The sequence below is a fragment of the Ruminococcus sp. SR1/5 genome (assembly GCF_000209835.1).
Lineage (GTDB): Bacteria > Bacillota > Clostridia > Lachnospirales > Lachnospiraceae > Blautia_A > Blautia_A fusiformis.
The window spans coordinates 1,313,212-1,332,175 of sequence record NC_021014.1 but is presented as its reverse complement, the minus strand read 5'-3'; the positions used below and the strand labels follow the sequence as shown (position 1 = coordinate 1,332,175).

The 18,964-nt window shown below is 47.2% G+C and carries 20 protein-coding genes and 1 pseudogene; 3 read left to right on the top strand and 18 right to left on the bottom strand.

The window, feature by feature from the left end; translation table 11 throughout:
- Positions 1 to 2,442 (bottom strand): methyltransferase domain-containing protein, encoded by a 2,442-nt coding sequence (locus CK1_RS06890; RefSeq protein WP_306288819.1) that lies wholly within the window; start codon positions 2,440 to 2,442, stop codon positions 1 to 3.
- Positions 2,443 to 2,698: 256 nt separating this feature from the next.
- Between CK1_RS06890 and CK1_RS06885 the strand changes: the two are divergent.
- Both CK1_RS06885 and CK1_RS06880 read left to right on the top strand, forming a co-directional pair.
- A pseudogene (locus CK1_RS06885) lies at positions 2,699 to 3,335 on the top strand (endonuclease III domain-containing protein).
- 47 nt (positions 3,336 to 3,382) lie between these two features.
- On the top strand, positions 3,383 to 3,916 hold the full coding sequence (locus tag CK1_RS06880; protein ID WP_015525554.1) for a DUF3877 family protein: 534 nt from the start codon (positions 3,383 to 3,385) through the stop codon (positions 3,914 to 3,916).
- 142 nt (positions 3,917 to 4,058) lie between these two features.
- Here CK1_RS06880 and CK1_RS06875 read toward each other — a convergent pair whose 3' ends face one another.
- From CK1_RS06875 to CK1_RS06855, 7 genes are all read right to left on the bottom strand, one after another.
- Positions 4,059 to 5,870: a DUF6320 domain-containing protein gene (locus CK1_RS06875; protein ID WP_015525553.1), complete on the bottom strand. Its 1,812-nt coding sequence runs from the start codon at positions 5,868 to 5,870 to the stop codon at positions 4,059 to 4,061.
- Entirely contained in the window at positions 5,836 to 6,369 is a 534-nt protein-coding gene (locus CK1_RS06870; RefSeq protein WP_015525552.1) for an alpha/beta hydrolase, read from the bottom strand. Before CK1_RS06870 ends, CK1_RS06875 begins: the two co-directional genes overlap by 35 nt.
- A complete protein-coding gene (locus tag CK1_RS18810) occupies positions 6,359 to 6,598 on the bottom strand; it encodes an alpha/beta hydrolase fold domain-containing protein (RefSeq protein WP_502685096.1) in 240 nt (79 codons plus the stop codon). Before CK1_RS18810 ends, CK1_RS06870 begins: the two co-directional genes overlap by 11 nt.
- The gene (locus CK1_RS18095; RefSeq protein ID WP_353611133.1) at positions 6,595 to 7,002 is read right to left on the bottom strand and encodes a hypothetical protein; all 408 of its coding nucleotides are present in this window, start codon (positions 7,000 to 7,002) and stop codon (positions 6,595 to 6,597) included. The genes CK1_RS18810 and CK1_RS18095 overlap by 4 nt, the downstream gene beginning before the upstream one ends.
- 141 nt (positions 7,003 to 7,143) lie before the next feature.
- Positions 7,144 to 7,950, bottom strand: a complete 807-nt coding sequence (locus CK1_RS06865) for a DNA-3-methyladenine glycosylase family protein (RefSeq protein WP_015525551.1) — start codon at positions 7,948 to 7,950, stop codon at positions 7,144 to 7,146.
- Entirely contained in the window at positions 7,947 to 8,426 is a 480-nt protein-coding gene (locus CK1_RS06860; protein ID WP_502685125.1) for a cupin domain-containing protein, read from the bottom strand. The genes CK1_RS06865 and CK1_RS06860 overlap by 4 nt, the downstream gene beginning before the upstream one ends.
- 337 nt (positions 8,427 to 8,763) lie before the next feature.
- Positions 8,764 to 9,207: an HD domain-containing protein gene (locus CK1_RS06855; RefSeq protein ID WP_015525548.1), complete on the bottom strand. Its 444-nt coding sequence runs from the start codon at positions 9,205 to 9,207 to the stop codon at positions 8,764 to 8,766.
- 465 nt (positions 9,208 to 9,672) lie between these two features.
- Here CK1_RS06855 and CK1_RS06850 point away from each other — a divergent pair, with 465 nt between their 5' ends.
- Positions 9,673 to 9,951 (top strand): type II toxin-antitoxin system HicB family antitoxin, encoded by a 279-nt coding sequence (locus tag CK1_RS06850; protein ID WP_015525547.1) that lies wholly within the window; start codon positions 9,673 to 9,675, stop codon positions 9,949 to 9,951.
- 141 nt (positions 9,952 to 10,092) lie between these two features.
- On the opposite strand, the gene CK1_RS06845 is transcribed toward CK1_RS06850, so the two are convergent.
- The 10 genes from CK1_RS06845 to fabK all read right to left on the bottom strand — a co-directional run bounded on the left by CK1_RS06845 (position 10,093) and on the right by fabK (position 18,855).
- Positions 10,093 to 10,533: a MarR family winged helix-turn-helix transcriptional regulator gene (locus CK1_RS06845; RefSeq protein ID WP_022427168.1), complete on the bottom strand. Its 441-nt coding sequence runs from the start codon at positions 10,531 to 10,533 to the stop codon at positions 10,093 to 10,095.
- Positions 10,534 to 10,668: 135 nt separating this feature from the next.
- Positions 10,669 to 12,423 carry an acetyl-CoA carboxylase carboxyl transferase subunit gene (locus CK1_RS06840; protein WP_015525546.1) on the bottom strand — a complete coding sequence of 585 codons (1,755 nt, stop codon included), beginning with the start codon at positions 12,421 to 12,423 and terminating at the stop codon, positions 10,669 to 10,671.
- Positions 12,413 to 13,777: an acetyl-CoA carboxylase biotin carboxylase subunit gene (locus CK1_RS06835; RefSeq protein WP_015525545.1), complete on the bottom strand. Its 1,365-nt coding sequence runs from the start codon at positions 13,775 to 13,777 to the stop codon at positions 12,413 to 12,415. The genes CK1_RS06840 and CK1_RS06835 overlap by 11 nt, the downstream gene beginning before the upstream one ends.
- A 9-nt stretch (positions 13,778 to 13,786) precedes the next feature.
- Positions 13,787 to 14,215 carry a 3-hydroxyacyl-ACP dehydratase FabZ gene (gene fabZ / locus CK1_RS06830; RefSeq protein ID WP_015525544.1) on the bottom strand — a complete coding sequence of 143 codons (429 nt, stop codon included), beginning with the start codon at positions 14,213 to 14,215 and terminating at the stop codon, positions 13,787 to 13,789.
- Between the two features lie 57 nt (positions 14,216 to 14,272).
- Positions 14,273 to 14,374 carry an acetyl-CoA carboxylase biotin carboxyl carrier protein gene (locus CK1_RS18090; protein ID WP_353611132.1) on the bottom strand — a complete coding sequence of 34 codons (102 nt, stop codon included), beginning with the start codon at positions 14,372 to 14,374 and terminating at the stop codon, positions 14,273 to 14,275.
- 5 nt (positions 14,375 to 14,379) lie between these two features.
- Positions 14,380 to 14,853, bottom strand: coding sequence for an acetyl-CoA carboxylase biotin carboxyl carrier protein (locus CK1_RS06825; protein ID WP_015525542.1), 474 nt, complete (start codon positions 14,851 to 14,853; stop codon positions 14,380 to 14,382).
- A 4-nt stretch (positions 14,854 to 14,857) separates the two neighbouring features.
- The gene (gene fabF, locus CK1_RS06820; RefSeq protein WP_015525541.1) at positions 14,858 to 16,099 is read right to left on the bottom strand and encodes a beta-ketoacyl-ACP synthase II; all 1,242 of its coding nucleotides are present in this window, start codon (positions 16,097 to 16,099) and stop codon (positions 14,858 to 14,860) included.
- Between the two features lie 32 nt (positions 16,100 to 16,131).
- Positions 16,132 to 16,872: a 3-oxoacyl-[acyl-carrier-protein] reductase gene (gene fabG / locus CK1_RS06815; RefSeq protein WP_015525540.1), complete on the bottom strand. Its 741-nt coding sequence runs from the start codon at positions 16,870 to 16,872 to the stop codon at positions 16,132 to 16,134.
- Positions 16,873 to 16,986: 114 nt separating this feature from the next.
- Complete coding sequence (fabD, locus tag CK1_RS06810; protein ID WP_015525539.1) at positions 16,987 to 17,907, bottom strand: ACP S-malonyltransferase; 921 nt, start codon at positions 17,905 to 17,907, stop codon at positions 16,987 to 16,989.
- Positions 17,908 to 17,910: 3 nt separating this feature from the next.
- Positions 17,911 to 18,855, bottom strand: a complete 945-nt coding sequence (gene fabK, locus CK1_RS06805) for an enoyl-[acyl-carrier-protein] reductase FabK (RefSeq protein WP_015525538.1) — start codon at positions 18,853 to 18,855, stop codon at positions 17,911 to 17,913.
- Between the last annotated feature and the right edge of the window lie 109 nt (positions 18,856 to 18,964).

Below are 18,964 nucleotides of genomic sequence, written 5' to 3'. Positions count from 1 at the left end.
CTACCCCTGTTTCTTTGCAAAGATCAAGAACATCGGGGTCGGATTGTAAAACTCGTCTTTTTCTGTATAAATACGTTTGCTGATACCAAGGTCAAAGGAAAATTCTTCCACACCTATACGGCTCAGCGTTTCCAGATCCCATGCCGGACGCAGAAAAGAACTGATGGGCAGCTGCCGCTTGATATCCTCGCATTCCTGCATCAGCTCATCCTGGATCTGATGATGGGCATGATTCTCCGGAAGATCCGCAGTGTCCGCAAAGTCTGCTGCTCCGTAGTTTGCATCCAGATTTATCATCACTCCGCCCGGTTTCAGTACACGGAACCATTCCTGATAAGCATGCTCCGCGTCCGGAAGTGTCCAGGTAAGGTTTCGTGATACGATCACATCAAATTCCTCATCCGGGAAATCCGGATTTTCCGCATCCATGACCGCAAACTGGCAGTCTGCTTTTTCTTCCTCTGCCAGCTCTTTTGCATGGGTGATCATATCCGGTGTCAGGTCGATACCGGTTACCTGATGGCCTTCTTTTGCAAGAAGAATGGTAAAAAATCCAGTCCCGCATCCAACATCCAGGATCCTGAGATTCTTTTTCTTTGGCAGGTGTTTCTTAAGCTCGGTCATCCATCTGCCTGCAAGTGCGCTGTGAAGTTCCGCTCTTCTCTGTTCCAGGAAGCTGTCGCTGCGCCTGGTCCAGTACTGGGCGATCCTTGTTTTCCGCTCGTCTTTTTCTCTTACGATATTTCCGTAAGTGATCACAGGACCACCTTCCACAACCTGAAGACTGGATACCTGATAGAGGATCACACCATCCATGTCCGCACGGCAGATTTCCTGAACATTTCCCTCATAATCACGGATCTCGCCAAGATACTCGTCCCTGTGAATGATATCTCCTGGCTTTTTCACCGGGTACCAGAGGCCGTTGACGCTGGCGCACTGATATCGGACATCATCCATTTTCAGCGGATAGTAGGTGCTGTGAGAACGGATTCCGTTGTAAGCTCCAATGCTGCAGAGAATGTTTCGCACATCGCGGCGCATGGAGTCTACTTCTTCACGCTCCCAGGTTCCCATGCAGCCACGTTCCAGAAGGACTGCCGGAATGTCACAGGTACTTGCCGCGTAATTGTAGGCGCCGCCTGTGCTTACATTTGACTGTACCATATATGGGACATCTACCTGTTCTGCCATTTTCCGGGATGCTTCCACGATCTCCGGTTTTGCAACGCCTGCAAAATATACATACGGAGTCAGTTCCTCGTAATCGTCACCGCCGTGAAGGTCGATATAATAATCTGCTTTTTTGATCAGGGATTCTGTGATGGCTGCTGCCAGGCGCTCCATTCTTGTGCCATCTTTTTTGCCAGGGAAAACACGGTTCAGATTTTTTCCGTCCTCCCAGCTGATACTGCCTGCACGCTTCTCAAAGTCTTCCCGGTTCAGCACCTTTACCAGAACCAGCTGGCCCTTTACCTTTTCCGGCTTCAGCCGCTTCGACAGCTCGATCAGAGTCTGGATTCCCACATACTCTCCTGCATGAAGACCTGCTGTGACGAGAACGGTTTTTCCCGGATCTTTTCCACGGATGATGGTTGCCGGAAGGACAAATTCTCCATCTCCGAGCTCAAGAAAGCCTTCTGTTTTTTCTCCTGCCGCAACCGGAAGATTCAGGAAATGATCCGGCTTTACACCGGTTACCATAAACATTGGTGTGGACTGATAATTTAATCTCTCCTCCTCACTCCAGACCGTTTTCCATATTTCTGTGTCTGTGCGGATCCCAAGAAGTCCTGCTTCTCTGAGAGTTTTTACATCCCACTGGGGACGGCTGATCTTTGACAGCGGTACCTGGAGGGCAATCCGCTCCATGCGCTCAATATCCGTACAGAGATAGTGATCATCCAGGCTGTTGTTTTCCACATTTTTCCGGTCGTTTTCGTAGGCCTTACGCTGCTCTTCCTCATAAAGATAACCGTACCAGTTGGCATCAAAATTCAGAAGTCTTCCTCCTACCTTCAGTACACGGACCCACTCTCTGTAAGCAACATCAGGATGCTCCAGATTCCAGGTAAGATTTCGGGAAATGACCACGTCAAAGGTATTATCCTCAAAATCCAGCTTCTGTGCATCCATCCGCAAAAAGCGGATATTCCGGCAAAGATCTCCTGCATTTTCCTTTGCCTTTTCCAGCATTCCTTCCGTATAATCCACTGCATCTACATGATATCCGGCTTCTGCTAGGATCACAGGAAAAAATCCGGGGCCTGTTCCGATATCCAGGATACGGATCTCTTCCTTGGGTTTGTCCGGAAACTGACTAGTCAGCACCTTAAGCCATGCGTTTTTCTGCGTTCCTGCAAGCTCTTTATGATTCACTTCGGAGTACCCTTCTGTACGAGTGCTCCAGTAAGATTCGATTTCATCGAGAAGTTTTTCCACGTTGATTCCTCCGCACTTTTCTATTCACGTGAGGGAGATCAGGTCCCTCACAGGTCACGTTTAATGTACCAAATTGTCAGGGTATTAACAAGCCCCTGGGGGGGATTCCCCAAATTGCTCTGCTGATAAAATTCCCAAATGCCACACACTGCTTCTGTACTCCTGTCCACCTTGTAATTCTCCGAATGCTGTGGTATCATCCTGGCTGTAGCAATTCAGTAATATAACCGAAATTGAAAGGATGGTTCATATACAAATGACAACACAGGAACTGGCCTATGAAGTTATCAGCCGTTTAAAAAAGGAATATCCGGATGCAGACTGTACACTGGATTATGATGATGCCTGGAAACTTCTTGTAAGTGTCCGTCTGGCAGCTCAGTGCACCGATGCCCGGGTCAATGTAGTTGTTCAGGATCTCTATGCAAAATACCCGGATGTGGCAGCCCTGGCAGCAGCAGAGCCGGAAGCGATCGAAGCCATTGTACGTCCCTGCGGCCTTGGAAAAAGCAAAGCCCGGGACATCAGCGCCTGTATGCGCATTCTCCACGAACAGTATCACGACAAGGTGCCGGAAGACTTTAACGCACTTCTGAAGCTTCCCGGTGTGGGCCGAAAAAAGCGCAAACCTGATCATGGGGGACGTATTCGGCAAGCCTGCCATTGTAACAGATACTCACTGTATCCGCCTTTCCAACCGCATCGGCCTTGTCCATGACATGAAGGATCCGAAAAAGGTGGAAATGGCTCTCTGGAAGATCATCCCTCCGGAAGAAGGCAATGATCTCTGCCACCGTCTTGTCAATCATGGAAGAGAAGTCTGTACAGCGCGGACAAAGCCTTACTGTGACCGCTGCTGTCTCAATGATATCTGCGAAAAAAATGGGATCTGAATGTATGCAGTTCAATAAACCTTCAGACCTCGGAAAGGAAAAACATAATGAATTTCAAAAAACTGGAAAATAATCTCCTGGATATGATCCAGGAACAACAGGTAAAGATCGGATACATGAGCGGAGTTACCCGTTTTTATTATCCGCTGCAGTCTCTGAACCGCCTTCTTGGCACAGAGCTTACGGAAGAAGAAATGCAGCATGCAATGGAAAAGTTCTCAGATCATGCCTGTGACCGTCTTGGAAAAGTAACGGCTTCTTCCAAAAACGGGCGTTTCTGCATCACCCTGCCGCCTCAGGCCTCGGACTACGTTCACGAAAACCGGAAACCGAGTGAATTTCTGGTACACTTTATAGGCACGGTTGCACGTCATGGCTGTACTCTGGATGAAGTGATGGACGTTTTTCATGCTTATTCCGAACATGTACACATGGAAAAAACAACCGGAACCGGATTTGATTATCTCGTATATTTCGAAGACGGGATCCCGGATGACTACCGGTATTGTCTGTCTCTGGAGGGTGAGCATATGATCTATCATAAGTTCACACCGGAGGACTATGAGGACTTCGGATTCTGATCTCCGAACTTCGAGCAAGTTTCCCCCACTGCTTATTGTTTTTCGCAACCCTGCAGGAGACTCCCTTGATTTGATCAAAAAACCGCCGGTCTGCAGACAGATTTTCAAAAAATCCTCTGCAGATCGACGGTTGTTTTATTTTCTATGCACGGAATTTCTTCTGCATCTCCCGCACCATATCTTTCCTCTTAAACAGGAACAGCCATATCAGCATCAGGAAACTGACGCATATGCAGATCAGCGACGGATACAGCACCGTTACCACACCGGCAGCCAACAGGATCACAGGGATCACTCCTCCGAAAGCTCCTGCTTCCAGAAGATAGATCATATATTCCGCCACCTCCAGCTTCTGTACCGCAGTGATCACCCACATGGAGCAGATCACAGCAAGCGAAGCCAGAGGAAGCAGATAATCCACAGACCAGCCACGCCAGCCGGTAAACACATCCCAAAGCACTCCTGCAACAGCTGCGATCACCAGCTGCCACATCTCATTCTTCAGAAGATTCCGCCGCTTCACATAAGCCACTGAAACCATCAGCCAGGTGCAGAACGCCCCTGCAGTCACAAACCAGGCCCAGCCTATATGACCATCCAGCAGATAATCGATCAGATTACATACCACAGCCAGCACAATACACAGAAATGTAAAGCTCTCAAAAAGCTTCATCTGCTGTTTCTGCTCCTCTTTTTGTCCCGGAAGATCATTCTCCCGAATTGTACAGGATACCTGCTCATTTTTCAGTCTCTCCACAAAATTCCGCTCAATATTTCCATTGGGGATCTTGGACGTAAAACTTAAAACCATCTCATCTCCAAAAGAACAGGAACACAGCTGCAGACTGTCCGTGCTTGCAAAAAGTCCGAATCTCTGAATATATTTCCGATATTCCTCCGGCATCCGGATGATCCCCACATTGGAATAGATCGCCGTGATAGACCTCCCTCCGAGAGTCGTCCCGGCAAGAAGGAACGGAGTTTTGATCTCCAGTGGTACCAGACGCAGGATCGGATTTTTCTCCAGGCTTACCAGATCATTCAGCTTTGCTTCGATCACGTCCTTACTCAGTTCCTTTGCAAACTGCTCCTTTACGGATCTCAGAATATCCTCAAAAGCTGTATCAGGCTGAAAATAACAGCTGATCTCGATCCATCCGAAAAAATTTGCCATAGACCGGGACGGAAAATAATTTCTCAAATTTACCGGGATCATCAGACCAATGGGCTTTTTCGCCTGATTCTGAGGCACTTCTTCATGGATCGCCCAGATAAGTGCTGCCGTAAGAAAAACCGTGATCGACACACCGGCCGCTTTTGCGCGGGCGTGGATCTCTTTTACCGGAACACAGACTTCCGTGATATTCATATCCTCCTGCCTGAGCTTCTCGCCTTTTAGCTGGAAGGCAGGCTTCTTGGACTCTCTCTTTCTTGGCGCATCGGAGGAATAATACTGAGAAAAGCTGTCCTCCTCCATATCCCTGCCTGTAATGTTTTCATCCGGAAAAAGCTCCGGAAGCTCTGCGGATGGGTGCGTCTCCTGAAGATAATTTTTCACCAGCTCCATCAGAAAATGCATGGCTCCCGTTCCATCCGTCAGCGCATGAAATACCTCGAAATTGATCCTGTTCTTATAATAGCTCACCCGAAAAAGAAGCGTTTTTTTGTCCGGAATATAAAGTCCGCTGCAGGGTGCACCTGCTTCTTTCTTTACCACTGCCGGAATATCACGTCTCTCCAGATAAAACCAGAACAGTCCCTTTCTTAAAACTGCACGGAAAAGAGGATATTTTTCCAGTGTCCTCTCCAGGGCTTCCTGCAGGTTTTCTTCTTTTATCTCTTCTTTCAGTTCACAGTAAAAACGAAATACCCTGGTGTCATTCTTTCCTGTCACCGCCGGGAACGCCAGCGCCGCATTGTCAAGTTTTCTCCACTGTGCATATTCGTTCTTCATGATGCTTTCCTTCTTCCTGTTCCTCTGTTTCCAGAAAACGATTTACATATGCAAAGCTCTCCTGCACATGCAGAAATTTGATCCCCAGTGCAAAATACCCGTGAAACGCACCTGCGATCCTGTGCACTTCCACACGATTTCCCGCTTCCTTCAGTTTTTCACCAAATGCCTCACCTTCATCCCGAAGAGGATCGAACTCAGCGGTAAGTATCAGTGTATCCGGCATATTTCGAAAATTCTTCTCCAGGATCGGCGCAAAATAGGGATTCCTCCTGTCTTCCGGACAACTCTCATAGAATTTCAGATAATCTTCCATCTTCTCCGCTGTGAGAAGATAACCGGTTCCATTTGTTTTTACGGATTCAAAAGGAGAGTCTTCCGTATAACAGTTGTTCAGTGCCGGATAAATAAGGATCTGTTTTTTGGGAAAAAAATCTCCGCGGTCTCTGGCCATCATACATACAGCCGCTGCCAGATTTCCGCCTGCACTATCTCCCATAATGGTGATACGATCCGGATCCGTATTCAAAAGAAAACGATTGGTGTAAAAAAGTCTTCGCAGCTGCATAACAATCCATCAGTCCCACCGGGAAACGGTATTCCGGTGCCAGCCTGTATTCAACAGACGCCACGATCTGACCGGTAGACTGTGCCATTCTGGCACAAACCCGCTGATAATTCTCTACACTTTCCGTAACCCAGCCACCGCCATGGAAAAACAGGATCACCGGTGGTTTTTTCCGGAGGCGGCACCGTTTTCCATGTCCTCTTCTGTTGGAAAAAACAGACGGATCGGCACTTTATAGTCTCCGTTATAAACTTCCGCATCCAGTGTCCTGTAAAAGATCCTCATAGGATCCATCTTCTTAAGATCTGCCAGCTTTCTGGAAGCCTCCACTTCGATCCCGCCATAGGAAAGAGCATGGAGCACTGTCCGCACGGCACGTGGCATAGCAGTTTCTCTCCCGGTCGGAATGCCCGGAACTATGACTGGGCGGCTTCTTCTGTTTTCTTTTCTTGTATAGATATATTTTGTTTCTGTTTCGTATCTTCCAGGAATGCAGACTTGTTTCACGCAGGTACGCCTGTAGGCAATCCTCTTCAGGATCTCATGATCTGTACGGATGATCACTTCCGTTCCCTTATAGCCCCGGATATAATATCTGTTTTCTTTCTTTTTATACGTGGTTGTCTCAATCGCAGTAAATATTTTCTGATTACTTTTTCCTCCGTGGATTTTTCCTTTATTTTCACCTATGATAGCATCCGCAGTCTATGAGTACAAGTCATAGTAAAAAATATACTGCTGCATGATTCCACGCATTCCTCTGTATCTGCGATTGGGAAATCCTCTTTTGTAATGCACGTCCATGACCTGACGGATGTGGGTATCTATGGGAAAAGCATCCATATGATGCAGTGCAAACAGGCAGATACACTCAGCTACCTTTTCTCCCACACCACAAAGCTTCATCAGCTCCTTCTTTGCCTGATGGTAACGCATATCATAGATTTTTTCCAGAGAGATCTGGCCGGATGCAATGGTCCTGGCCGTTACTGCGATATATTTTGCCCGGTATCCCAGGCCGCATCCTCTTAACTCCTCTTCCGTTGCCTGACTCAGCGCCTCTACAGTCGGAAAAGCGTAGTATTCCACACCTGCAGATGAATTTTTTCGCTCTCCGTACTTCCGGCAGATGGTTTCGATACATTTGCGGATACGCTTGATATTGTTCTGCTGAGATATCAGAAACGTAACGATCATTTCCCAGAGATCCTGTCTTAATATCCGTATCCCGTCTCCTGCCTTTATTGCGGCACCCAGATATTTATCCCGTGGATTAGCAGCATTCATGTAAGCTTCATAATCCGTATCCAGATCAAAATAAAGCACCCAGTAACAGATAAATTCCTCCTGAGAGCAGCAGAAATCCACCACTCCGTCTTTCTGATACATTTCCAGATACTGGTCTCCCGCCACCATGGAAAAATGTCCGTCTCCAAGCTTTCTCATCCGGAAGCACTGTCCGGAATCGCATATTTTATCAAGGCTGAAATGTTCCAGTTCTACTGTGATCATGTCTGTTCCTCTCGTAAATATTTTTCCTTATATAATGTTCTGTATTCTCTTGGTGTCATCCGGTACCGTTCCCGGAATACCCGGTTAAAAGTCCTCTGACTTTCAAATCCCGGGATCTGCACATACGCCTGTTCCACTGCAAGATTATCATCCTTCTCCTTACGGTTTGCCCTGAGACACCGTACCGCATTTACAATATCCGGATGCACCTGCTCCTTTTTTATAACCGGGTCTTCCGGACAGCTGTTCTGAATGATATCCGCAAACTTACCAATCAATACCGGCTTTGCCCAGAGATAGACTGCTTTGTTTTCTCCCGGAGAGAACACCTGATAGTGATGGATCACATCCGGAAAGATCACTGCAAGATCTCCCTCTTCCATATGATAAAGCTCCTGTCCCATACCAAGCTCCAGAGTTCCCTCTGTGATATAGATAAACTCTATGGAGTTATGAAGATGGGGTGAGGTCCGCAGATGAATATGGAGATTCTTCTTTTTTCTTCGTATACTGGAAACATGGATTTTTCTCTCCGCAATATTTGACTACTTTTTCTGTGTTTTTGGCACGTAATATTTCCGAGAGTTTATTATAATGCATTTGTAAGTTAAAGAAAAGAGGAGGAAAATAAAATGAAAAAAATCATAGAATTTATCAAATATGCGATCAAATGCTACATAGAGATCAATGCAAGAAATCCATACTTCCACTAAGAAGATCCACAATAATATCTGAGGTCACGGATATTTTGTGTGGATCATGCGCATGAAAAAACTGAATAAAAGTCAATAAATGACTTGTGCGAAAATAATATCACCTGGCATCATGAAGTATCTCCAAAGCCCGTTTATATCTTCCATGCAGCCGTGATATCTGTTCAGCAGACATATTTTCGCAGTCAGAAAGACGTGTTACATCAGAATTGTGGAGCAGATCAGCCTGCTTCACTTTTTTTGCGATCGGATTCTTCCGGAGCTTCCGGATATAATCGAAATAATTCATATTCTTATCTCTTGTAAGACAACGTAAGGCCTCCACAACCTCTTCCGGAAATTCTCCGGTAAGATCCTCAAATGTGATCTCTGTATCTTCTATCACATCGTGCAGAAGTGCCGTACATACACTGAGTTCATCATCCATTTGCTCCGCTACATAAAATGGATGAAAGATATAAGGTGTCCCGCTTCGATCTGTCTGTCCATGATGTGCCTCGTATGCCACCTTCATAGCTTTTTTCGTCAAAGCTGTATAAATCATAGCTGTACCTCCCGTCAGGTCTTTCGACCCCCCGTTCATACTCTGTATTACACAGTATAGCATCTATATTTCCTATATACAAGGACAAAAAGGGTTATATATCTATCATTTTTACTTATATACGACAATTTTCTGATTATAACATTCCCAAAACTCTGCTGTTCTTATTTAGATCTTTCATTGGATCATGAACTCGCTTGCCCTCATTCTGAAATTGGTATATACTTACTAGTACAGCGAAAATTAAGTTTCTGCTATATTGACGCAGGATGATTTCTTCATCTGCAAGGCGGAGGAATGAGGCGTAGCGGTGGCTACGACGATTGACGACAACGCAGCAGATGAAAAATCAGACAAGTCAATATGGCGGTTACTTAATATTCGCTGTACTAGGTCAGGTAAAACTATCCATATTCATGGTATTACACGAATCACTTCATTTTAAAAAAGAAAGGAATCTTACCTATGAAATTTATATATCCCGCAGTTTTCCGTCCCACAGAGGACAAAAAATACAATGCTTTTTTTCCGGATCTTGCCTGCTGTGAAGCCAACGGTGACACGCTGGATGATGCCATCGAAAATGCCAATGCAGCTGCATACGACTGGATCTACACAGAGCTTATGGAATTTGAGGGAAAGCTTCCTCCGGTTTCCGATGAGAGCGATCTGGAGCTTCAGGAGGGAGACGTTGTCCGCAATATCTCTGTAAATATCCGCTTCCAGGATGGCTGGGACGAATAAACTCTCGTATCACAAAAACAAAGGCGACATTTAATATCATTTTCAATAAATGTCCGTGTCGAAAATACCTGTTATGCAAAAAGCATCCGGATCGGTAATTGTCCTTTATTACCGATCCGGATGCTTTTATTATACATTTCTTTATTGTTCATGATACTGTCTGAAAAATTTACGCAGTCCGTCCAGTGCTTTTACCAGCACTTCTGTCTCATTCTCATTCAGCTCTGCGATCACCGCTTCTGTCATCTGCCTGTGAAACTCCGCATGATGATGATATGCCATACGTCCCTTATTTGTAAGCTGAATAAATACCACACGCCGGTCCTTCTCACTTCGTTCTCTCTTCACATAGCCTTTTTTTACAAGACTGTTCATAGATGTTGTGAGGGAGCCTACGGTGATCTTAAGCTTGGCTGCAATGGAGGACATGTTCCCCCCTCCAAGACCTACAGCCTCGATAATGTGCATATCATTGTTGGAAATATCTTTATATTTATCTGTGATGATGGCTTCCTCCTCCAGTCGGAGGATCTCATTGAACAGATTCACCAGCACGTCATTTATAACTTCCCGATTGTCCACTCTACCCGCTCCTGTTTCTCCGGAGCAAAAAGGCTTCTCCGGTTCTCTGTTTATGAAGCCATCGTAACATAAATATGGCATTTTTTCCACTGGATTTTTACTTTGCGGGCTACAAAATCACTGCACTTATTGCTTCTACATTTTCCTGAAACGTTCATAGCGATGTTCCAGAAGCTTCTCCGGCTCTTCTTCGCCATATTTCTCAAGAAAATCCGCAATTCCGTTTTCCAGATAACCTGCGATATCATTTATGTTCTCACGGCTTACAGGCTCTGCTTCCGGAATCACATGCTCGATCATCCCCATCTGGTAAAGGTCTGCAGCTGTGAGCTTCATCACTGCTGCTGCTTCCTTTGCCTTTTTGCTGTCTTTCCAGAGAATGGAGGCAAAGCCCTCCGGGGACAGGATGGAATAAACGGAATGCTCCAGCATCCATACCTCATCTGCCACCGCCAAGGCAAGGGCACCTCCGCTTCCGCCTTCACCGATCACAACGGAAAGCACCGGCACTGTGAGACCTGCCAGTGTATAGAGATTTTTTGCAATGGCTTCACCCTGTCCACGTTCCTCTGCTTCCAGCCCGCAGAATGCGCCTGGTGTATCTACAAGGCAGATCACCGGACGGTGAAATTTCTCTGCCTGCTGCATCAGGCGCAGGGATTTCCAGTACCCCTCCGGAGATACCATTCCGAAATTCCGGGTAATGTTTTCCTTTGTACCCTCTCCTTTTTCCTGTGCAAGGACAGTTACCGGCTGTCCGTGGAAAAATGCCACACCACCGATCACTGCCGGATCATCCCCGCAGTGACGGTCTCCGTGAAATTCCATGAAATCGTCAAAAAGCGCTTCGATGTAGTCCTTTCCTGTAGGACGTGTTTTGGCTCTGGCAAGCTGAACATGTTCCCAGGGAGTGAAATCTCCGGATGGAACGAAGTCCGGCCAGATCCTATTATCTTCCTCAACAGTTTTCATCGATTCCTGATTGTCAGACTTGAACCCATTTTTAATATCCGTATTATCGGACTGTACATTATTCAGGACTTTATCCTGATGTAATCTCAGAATATCCGCCAATACGATCCTCTGCTCCTCACGCTTTACGATCTTGTCCACAAAGCCGTGTTCCAGAAGAAATTCCGCTCTCTGGAAGCCTTTGGGAAGCTTTTGTCCGATGGTCTGTTCGATCACTCTGGGACCTGCAAAACCGATCAGCGCTTTCGGCTCTGCCAGGATAATATCTCCCAGCATAGCAAAGCTTGCCGTCACGCCGCCTGTTGTCGGGTCTGTGAGGACCGGCACATAAAGAAGTCCAGCATCGCTGTGCTTCCGGATGGCCATACTGGTTTTTGCCATCTGCATCAGGGAAACCAGGCCCTCCTGCATTCTGGCACCGCCGGAACAGATATAGAGGATTACCGGCAGCTTCTCCTCTGTGGCACGTTCAAAAGCCCGCGTGATCTTTTCCCCCACGACTTCTCCCATACTGGACATCATGAAACGGCAGTCACAGACACCAAGTGCCACAGGTGTCCCTTTTATAGTACATTTTCCGGTAACTACAGCCTCATCAAGCCCTGTCTTTTCACGAAGCCCCTGAAGCTTTTCTTCGTAGCCTCTGTACTGAAGGGGATTCTTTTCTTCCATGTGAGCATCCCACTCCACAAAGCTCTTTCTGTCTGCGATCAGTTTGATCCGACGATAAGCGGGTACATGGAAATAATTTCCGCAGTGGGGACAGATGTATTGATTCTGCTTTACCTCGTCTACAAAAACCGCCGCTTTGCAGGCGTTGCATTTACGCATCAGGTTATCCGGCACCTCCGGAATGTTTTCCTGTTCCTCACCCCGGATATCCCTGACTGTTTTTTTGAACATGTGCTTAATTCTCATTGATCTTCACTCCCGCAATGATATGGCTGGCAAGAAAGCCAGTGTCAAAGTTTCCGGACTGATAATCCTCATCTTTCAGGATTTCGTACTGATAGTCAATATTTGTATCGATTCCGTCAATGATCACCTCACCAAGAGCACTCTGCATTTTTGCAATGGCTTCTTTTCGGTTACCTGCATGAACGATCAGCTTCGCAAGCATGGAATCATAATATGGCGGGATCTTACAGCCGTTATACACACAGGTATCCACACGGATCCCGTTTCCTCCCGGAAAATGCGCTCCCTGGATAGTTCCCGGCGAAGGACGGAAATTTTTTTGAGGATTTTCAGCATTGATCCTGCACTCAATGGCGTGTCCCTGGATCCGGACATCCTCCTGAGCGATCTCAAGAGGCATTCCGGAAGCGATCTTCAGCTGCTCCTTTACAAGATCGATACCTGTTACCCACTCTGTCACCGGATGTTCCACCTGGATCCTTGTATTCATTTCCATAAACCAGAATTTTCCATCCGGTTCCAGAAGAAATTCAATCGTTCCCGCATTTACGTAACCGGCTGCTTTCGCCGCCGTCACCGCCGCATGCCCCATTTTTTCTCTTAATTCCGGAGAAACTGCAGCACTTGGAGATTCCTCGATCATCTTCTGATGATTTCTCTGGATGGAGCAGTCACGCTCTCCCAGATGGATCACATTTCCGAAGCTGTCTGCAAGGATCTGAAACTCAATATGTCTCGGATTTACCACGAAATGTTCAATATACATGGTACCGTCGCCAAAAGCGATCTCAGACTCTTTTCTGGCGGTTGCATAGGCTTCTGGAAATTCCTCCGGTGTGTTTGCCACACGCATGCCTTTTCCGCCGCCGCCAAGAGCTGCCTTGATGATCACCGGATAACCGATCCTCTCAGCTTCCTTAAGACCGGTTTCAATATCCTCCACATCCCCTTCGCTGCCCGGGACTACCGGAACACCAGCTGCGATCATGGTGCTTCTTGCAATTTTTTTGTTGCCCAGCATACGGATGACCTTTGATGGAGGACCCACAAATGTGATCCCGCATTTTTCACAGAGCTCCGCAAATCTGGCATTTTCAGAAAGAAAGCCAAATCCCGGATGAATGGCATCCGCACCGGAAACCATGGTTGCACTGATGATCTGTTCCATATTCAGATAGCTCTGTGCAGATGGTCCCGGTCCGATACAGATTGCTTCGTCCGCCAGCTGTGTGTGAAGGCTTTCCTCATCTGCCTCAGAATAAACCGCCACTGTGGCAATTCCCATTTCTCTGCAGGCACGGATAATACGCACCGCGATCTCGCCTCTGTTGGCGATCAGTAACTTTCGAATCATACAATCACCTTACCCGATCATAAATGTAAGCTCAGCCTCTACGGCAACCTCGCCATCCACAGATGCCACTGCAGAACCAATGCCTACAGGACCCTTTCTGCGGATGATCTTTGTTTCAAGACGGAGCTTGTCTCCCGGAGCTACCTTTCTGCGGAATTTACACTTGTTGATACCTCCGAAATAAGCGGTTTTTCCCTTCATGTCCTCCAGGGAAAGAATGGCTACCGCACCCACCTGTGCCAGCGCTTCTACCATCAGAACACCCGGCATTACCGGCTCCTGGGGAAAATGTCCCCGAAAAAAATCCTCGCGGAAGGTCACACATTTATATCCGACAGCAAATTCACCCGGCTCATAATCTTCAATATAGTCCACAAGCAGAAACGGATGTCTGTGTGGAATGATCTCCTCGATCTGTTTTACATCAAGATGCTTCATTCTCTATCCTCCTGAAACAATAATTTTTCTTATTCTCTGATTCTGATCTGAAGGTACTTATCGGATACGGAAAAGCTTCTGACCGTATTCTACCGGCTGTCCGTTCTCCACATAGATCTCTGCGATCTCGCCGTCAAAATCACTTTCGATCTCATTCATCAGCTTCATAGCTTCCACGATTGCAAGAACCTGTCCTTTTTTACCTTGTCTCCCACCTGAACGTAAGGCGGAAGATCCTGGGACGGTGCAGCATAGAAGGTTCCTACCAGCGGAGATGTTACCAGGCTGCCTGTCTGATCTTCCCCGCTCTGTGGTACGGTTTCCGACTGCTCAGTACCTTTCACTCCCTGTGCTTCTGCCACAGTTTTTCCTGTCACTGTCACTGCCATTTCATCTGTTGAAGCCGGTACCACAGGATCTTTGCCTGCCACCGGTGCTGTATTCACTGCCCTGCGGACTTTTCCACCGGTCATTCCTACTGCCGGAATGTTTTCCACAGTTTCTCCCATAACCCCCTGGATGATCTGTGGCTTTCCATGCTCCATACTTAAGGTCAGATCTGCTGTCTCATATGTAAAGGCAGTAAGCTCTGATGCAGATACGTGATCGATCAGTTCAAGAATCTGGTTAAATTCCATAGCTTCAGTCCTCCTCATACTTCTTTACAAGCAATGTTCCGTTGTGTCCTCCAAATCCAAGGGAATTGCTCATTGCATAACGAACTTCCTGTTTTGCCGGAGCGCCGATCATATAGTTCAGATCAAGCTCCTCCTCTGTTTCTGTTGTTCCCACTGTCTGATGGATAAATCCGTCCAAAATGGATTTTACGCATACGATAAACTCAACAGCTCCTGCTGCGCCAAGAAGATGGCCCACCATGGATTTTGTGGAATTGATCTTTACATCCTTGGCAGCGTCCTTAAACGCAAGCTTGATAGCTCTTGTTTCAAACAGGTCATTGTGATGTGTTCCGGTTCCGTGTGCATTGATATAATCTACCTGCGCCGGTGCAACACCTGCTTCCTTCATGGCATTTTCCATAGCACGTGCGGCGCCGCTTCCGTCCTCGGCCGGAGATGTGATATGGAAAGCATCTGCAGTTGCACCGTATCCCACAACCTCTGCCAGGATATTGGCATTTCTCTTTTTGGCATGCTCAAGCTCTTCCAGAACAACCACACCTGCACCCTCGCCCATAACAAAACCGCCTCTGTCTTTATCAAACGGAATGGATGCACGCAGCGGATCCTCACTTGTGCTCAGTGCAGTAAGGCTTGCAAAGCCTGCGATACCGATAGGGCAAACAGCTCCCTCTGTACCACCGGCAAGCATTACATCTGCATCACCATACTGAATGGCACGGAAAGCATCTCCGATACAATGTGTTCCTGTCGCACATGCCGTTACCACGTTGGTGCATTTTCCTTTTGCGCCGGTAGCGATAGAAACATTTCCGGCTGCCATATTTGTGATCATCTTCGGAACAAGAAGCGGATCCACTCTTGAAGGACCTTTTTCCATAAGCTTCTTCTCATTGGTCTCGGTAGCCTGAAGACTTCCCACACCGGAGCCGATGATAACGCCTACCATGTACGGATCTTCCTCTTCCATCTTAAGCCCGGAATTTTCCACTGCTTCCAGTGCAGCTGCTACCGCATACTGGGAAAAAGGCTCCATTCTTCTTGCAGTTCTCGGATCCATGCGATCCTTTGCCACAAAATCTTTAAGCTCTGCTGCCAGTGTTGCCTTGTATCCGGTCGTATCAAAACGGGTGATCGGTCCGATCCCCACCTTTCCTTCTTTTACTCCGTTCCAGAAACTTTCCACATCATTTCCGATCGGTGTTACTGCTCCAAGTCCTGTTACTACTACTCGTCTTTTCATCAATCTATCCTCCTGACTCCGGGGAGCCTTCTTTACATTGCCATTCCGCCGTCTACGCGAAGTACCTGTCCTGTGATGTAACGTGCACCGTCTGATGCCAGAAATGCAGCTGCCTTTGCCACGTCTTCTGTTGTTCCCATGCTTCCCATGGGGATAGATGCCGCAATATTTTCTTTTACTTTGTCAGAAAGCACGTCCGTCATGTCTGTTTTGATAAATCCCGGTGCAATGGCGTTGACCGTGATCCCTCTGGATGCCAGCTCCTTTGCAGCGGATTTTGTAAGACCGATGATCCCGGCTTTGGATGCCGCATAATTGGCCTGTCCAGCATTTCCACGAAGGCCTACCACCGATGAAAGGCTGATGATCCGGCCGCTTCTCTGCTTCAGCATCATTCTGGACACATGACGGATGCAGTTGAAGGTTCCTTTCAGATTGATGTCAACAACTCTGGAAAAATCTTCCTCACTCATTTTCATGAGAAGTCCGTCCTTCGTAACTCCGGCATTATTTACCAGGATATCAACACGTCCGTATTTCTCTGCAACAGCTTTGAAAAAAGCTTCACATGCATCAAAATCTGCCACATTGCACTGCAGGATATCTGCCTGGCCGCCGGCTGCCTCGATCTCTGCTTTTGTTTCCCGGGCTTTTTCTTCTGAGCCGTTATAATTGATCACTACAAGGTTTCCTGCTTTTGCAAGCTCCAGGGCGATGGCTTTCCCGATCCCACGTGCACCGCCTGTTACAACTGCGATTTTTTTCTCTGACATATGAATTCCTTTCTGATGTTATGCGGTCATCCGTGATCCGCATTTGTTACCTGGCATTTCTGTCTGCTGCACTATGCCTGCTTTATTTTTGATTCTTTATCTTTTTTCCAATATTTATACCAGTTCCTGGCAGACCTTCTCTGCATCTTCTACGGTCTGGATGTTATATACTTTTACATTTCTGTCGATCTTTCTCATAAATCCGGCAAGGGTTCTTCCCGGTCCGATCTCAATAAATGTATCTACTCCCTGACGGATCATATTTTCCACACTCTGCTGCCAACGCACGGAAGAAGAAATCTGTTTTTCCAGAAGTGCTTTTGTTTCCGCCGGATCTTCCACATACTCTGCGGTCACGTTTGTCACATACGGGATTTTAAGTTCATGAAGTGTGACACCCTCCAGAACCTTTCCCAGTTCTTTTCCTGCAGTGGCAAGCATTGCGGAGTGGAACGGTCCGCTGACATTTAACGGGATCACTCTTCTTCCTCCGGCTGCCTTCAGCTTTTCAGAGGCTTCCGCAACTGCCTCCGCAAGGCCTGTGATCACGATCTGGCCGGGACAGTTGTAGTTTGCAATGCTTACATCTGCAATGTCTGCAAGCACTTCCTCGATCTTCTCTGTCTCCATTCCCATAACTGCTGCCATGCTTCCCTTACCTGCCGGAACTGCCTGCTCCATAAGGATTCCCCTTTTTCTCACGGTAGTAACAGCATCCTTCAGCTCCATGCCGCCGGCAGCTTCAATAGCGCAGTACTCGCCAAGGCTTAATCCTGCAGTTACATCTGGATGAAGTCCCATCTCCTCTACCACCTTCTCCATGGCAAGACAGGTAGTGACCAGTGCAGCCTGTGTATATTCAGTCAGGTCAAGCCTGTCATTTTCTTCAAAGCAAAGTGCTTTCATATCCAGATCCAGCCACTCACCGGCAGAGGCGAAAACATCCTTTGCTGTATCGTATTTCTCATAAAAATCTTTTCCCATTCCGGCCTTCTGTGCACCCTGGCCCGGAAAGATGAATGCTGTTTTTCCCATTTATTATTCCTCCACAAGAAAACTGTTTTTCTTTACAGTCTCTTTTGTCTCTCTGATCAGTCTTGCCATCAGCTCCTTACAGGTCGGTACATCCTTTACCATACCTGCGATCTGTCCGGACATAACGCTTCCGGTTTTTACATCGCCGTCAACAACAGCCTTCCTGAGGCCACCAAGTGTCAGCATTTCCAGTTCTTCAAAGGATGCACCTGCAGCTTCTTTCTCCAGATATTCCTTTGTCATAGGGTTTCTTAAGGTACGGACTGGATGACCTGTGGTACGGCCGGTTACTCTTGTGTCGATATCCCTAGCTTTCAGAAGGAATTGTTTGTAATTCTCATGTACGTGACATTCCTCTGTTGCCACAAATCGGGTTCCCATCTGTACGGCTTCTGCACCCAGCATGAAGGCTGCCGCGATCCCACGACCGTCTGCAATTCCACCTGCTGCAATTACCGGGATCTTTACTGCATCCACGACCTGCGGTACCAGCGCCATAGTGGTTGTCTCACCGATATGTCCGCCAGACTCGGTTCCCTCTGCTACCACTGCATCTGCGCCACAGCGCTCCATTCTTCTTGCAAGAGCTACAGATGCAACAACCGGGATCACCTTTACTCCGGCTGCTTTCCATGCTTCCATGTATTTTTCCGGGCTTCCGGCGCCGGTTGTTACTACCTTGATCCCTTCTTCTACTACGATCTTCGCAACCTCATCGGCACTTGGACTCATCAGCATGATGTTTACACCAAAAGTCTTATCTGTCAGTTTTTTCGCCTCACGGATCTGCTCACGCACCCACTCTGCCGGTGCGTTTGCCGCTGCGATCAGTCCCAGGCCGCCTGCCTCGGATACTGCTGCCGCAATGTGATGATCTGCCACCCAGGCCATACCGCCCTGGATGATGGGATATTCAATACCAAGTAATTCTGTAACTCTTGTTTTCATCTTTTACCTCCGGAAAATTAAATCAAGCGGATAAAAGCATCCGCGGTTTATTTGGATCAAGCGGATAAAAACATCCGCATTCACTACATAGCCTTATTTTAACAATTCA

Bases quoted from the DNA above. Each gene is read 5' to 3' on its own strand.
- fabZ (WP_015525544.1), bottom strand. From the start codon at position 14,215: ATGAAGCATCTTGATGTAAAACAGATCGAGGAGATCATTCCACACAGA.
- CK1_RS06825 (WP_015525542.1), bottom strand. From the start codon at position 14,853: ATGGAATTTAACCAGATTCTTGAACTGATCGATCACGTATCTGCATCA.
- CK1_RS06875 (WP_015525553.1), bottom strand. From the start codon at position 5,870: ATGAAGAACGAATATGCACAGTGGAGAAAACTTGACAATGCGGCGCTG.
- fabK (WP_015525538.1), bottom strand. From the start codon at position 18,855: ATGAAAACAAGAGTTACAGAATTACTTGGTATTGAATATCCCATCATC.
- CK1_RS06880 (WP_015525554.1), top strand. From the start codon at position 3,383: ATGAATTTCAAAAAACTGGAAAATAATCTCCTGGATATGATCCAGGAA.
- CK1_RS18090 (WP_353611132.1), bottom strand. From the start codon at position 14,374: ATGAATGAGATCGAAAGTGATTTTGACGGCGAGATCGCAGAGATCTAT.
- CK1_RS06850 (WP_015525547.1), top strand. From the start codon at position 9,673: ATGAAATTTATATATCCCGCAGTTTTCCGTCCCACAGAGGACAAAAAA.
- CK1_RS06870 (WP_015525552.1), bottom strand. From the start codon at position 6,369: ATGGGAGATAGTGCAGGCGGAAATCTGGCAGCGGCTGTATGTATGATG.
- CK1_RS06865 (WP_015525551.1), bottom strand. From the start codon at position 7,950: ATGATCACAGTAGAACTGGAACATTTCAGCCTTGATAAAATATGCGAT.
- fabG (WP_015525540.1), bottom strand. From the start codon at position 16,872: ATGTCAGAGAAAAAAATCGCAGTTGTAACAGGCGGTGCACGTGGGATC.
- fabF (WP_015525541.1), bottom strand. From the start codon at position 16,099: ATGAAAAGACGAGTAGTAGTAACAGGACTTGGAGCAGTAACACCGATC.
- fabD (WP_015525539.1), bottom strand. From the start codon at position 17,907: ATGGGAAAAACAGCATTCATCTTTCCGGGCCAGGGTGCACAGAAGGCC.
- CK1_RS06835 (WP_015525545.1), bottom strand. From the start codon at position 13,777: ATGATTCGAAAGTTACTGATCGCCAACAGAGGCGAGATCGCGGTGCGT.
- CK1_RS06840 (WP_015525546.1), bottom strand. From the start codon at position 12,423: ATGAGAATTAAGCACATGTTCAAAAAAACAGTCAGGGATATCCGGGGT.
- CK1_RS06855 (WP_015525548.1), bottom strand. From the start codon at position 9,207: ATGATTTATACAGCTTTGACGAAAAAAGCTATGAAGGTGGCATACGAG.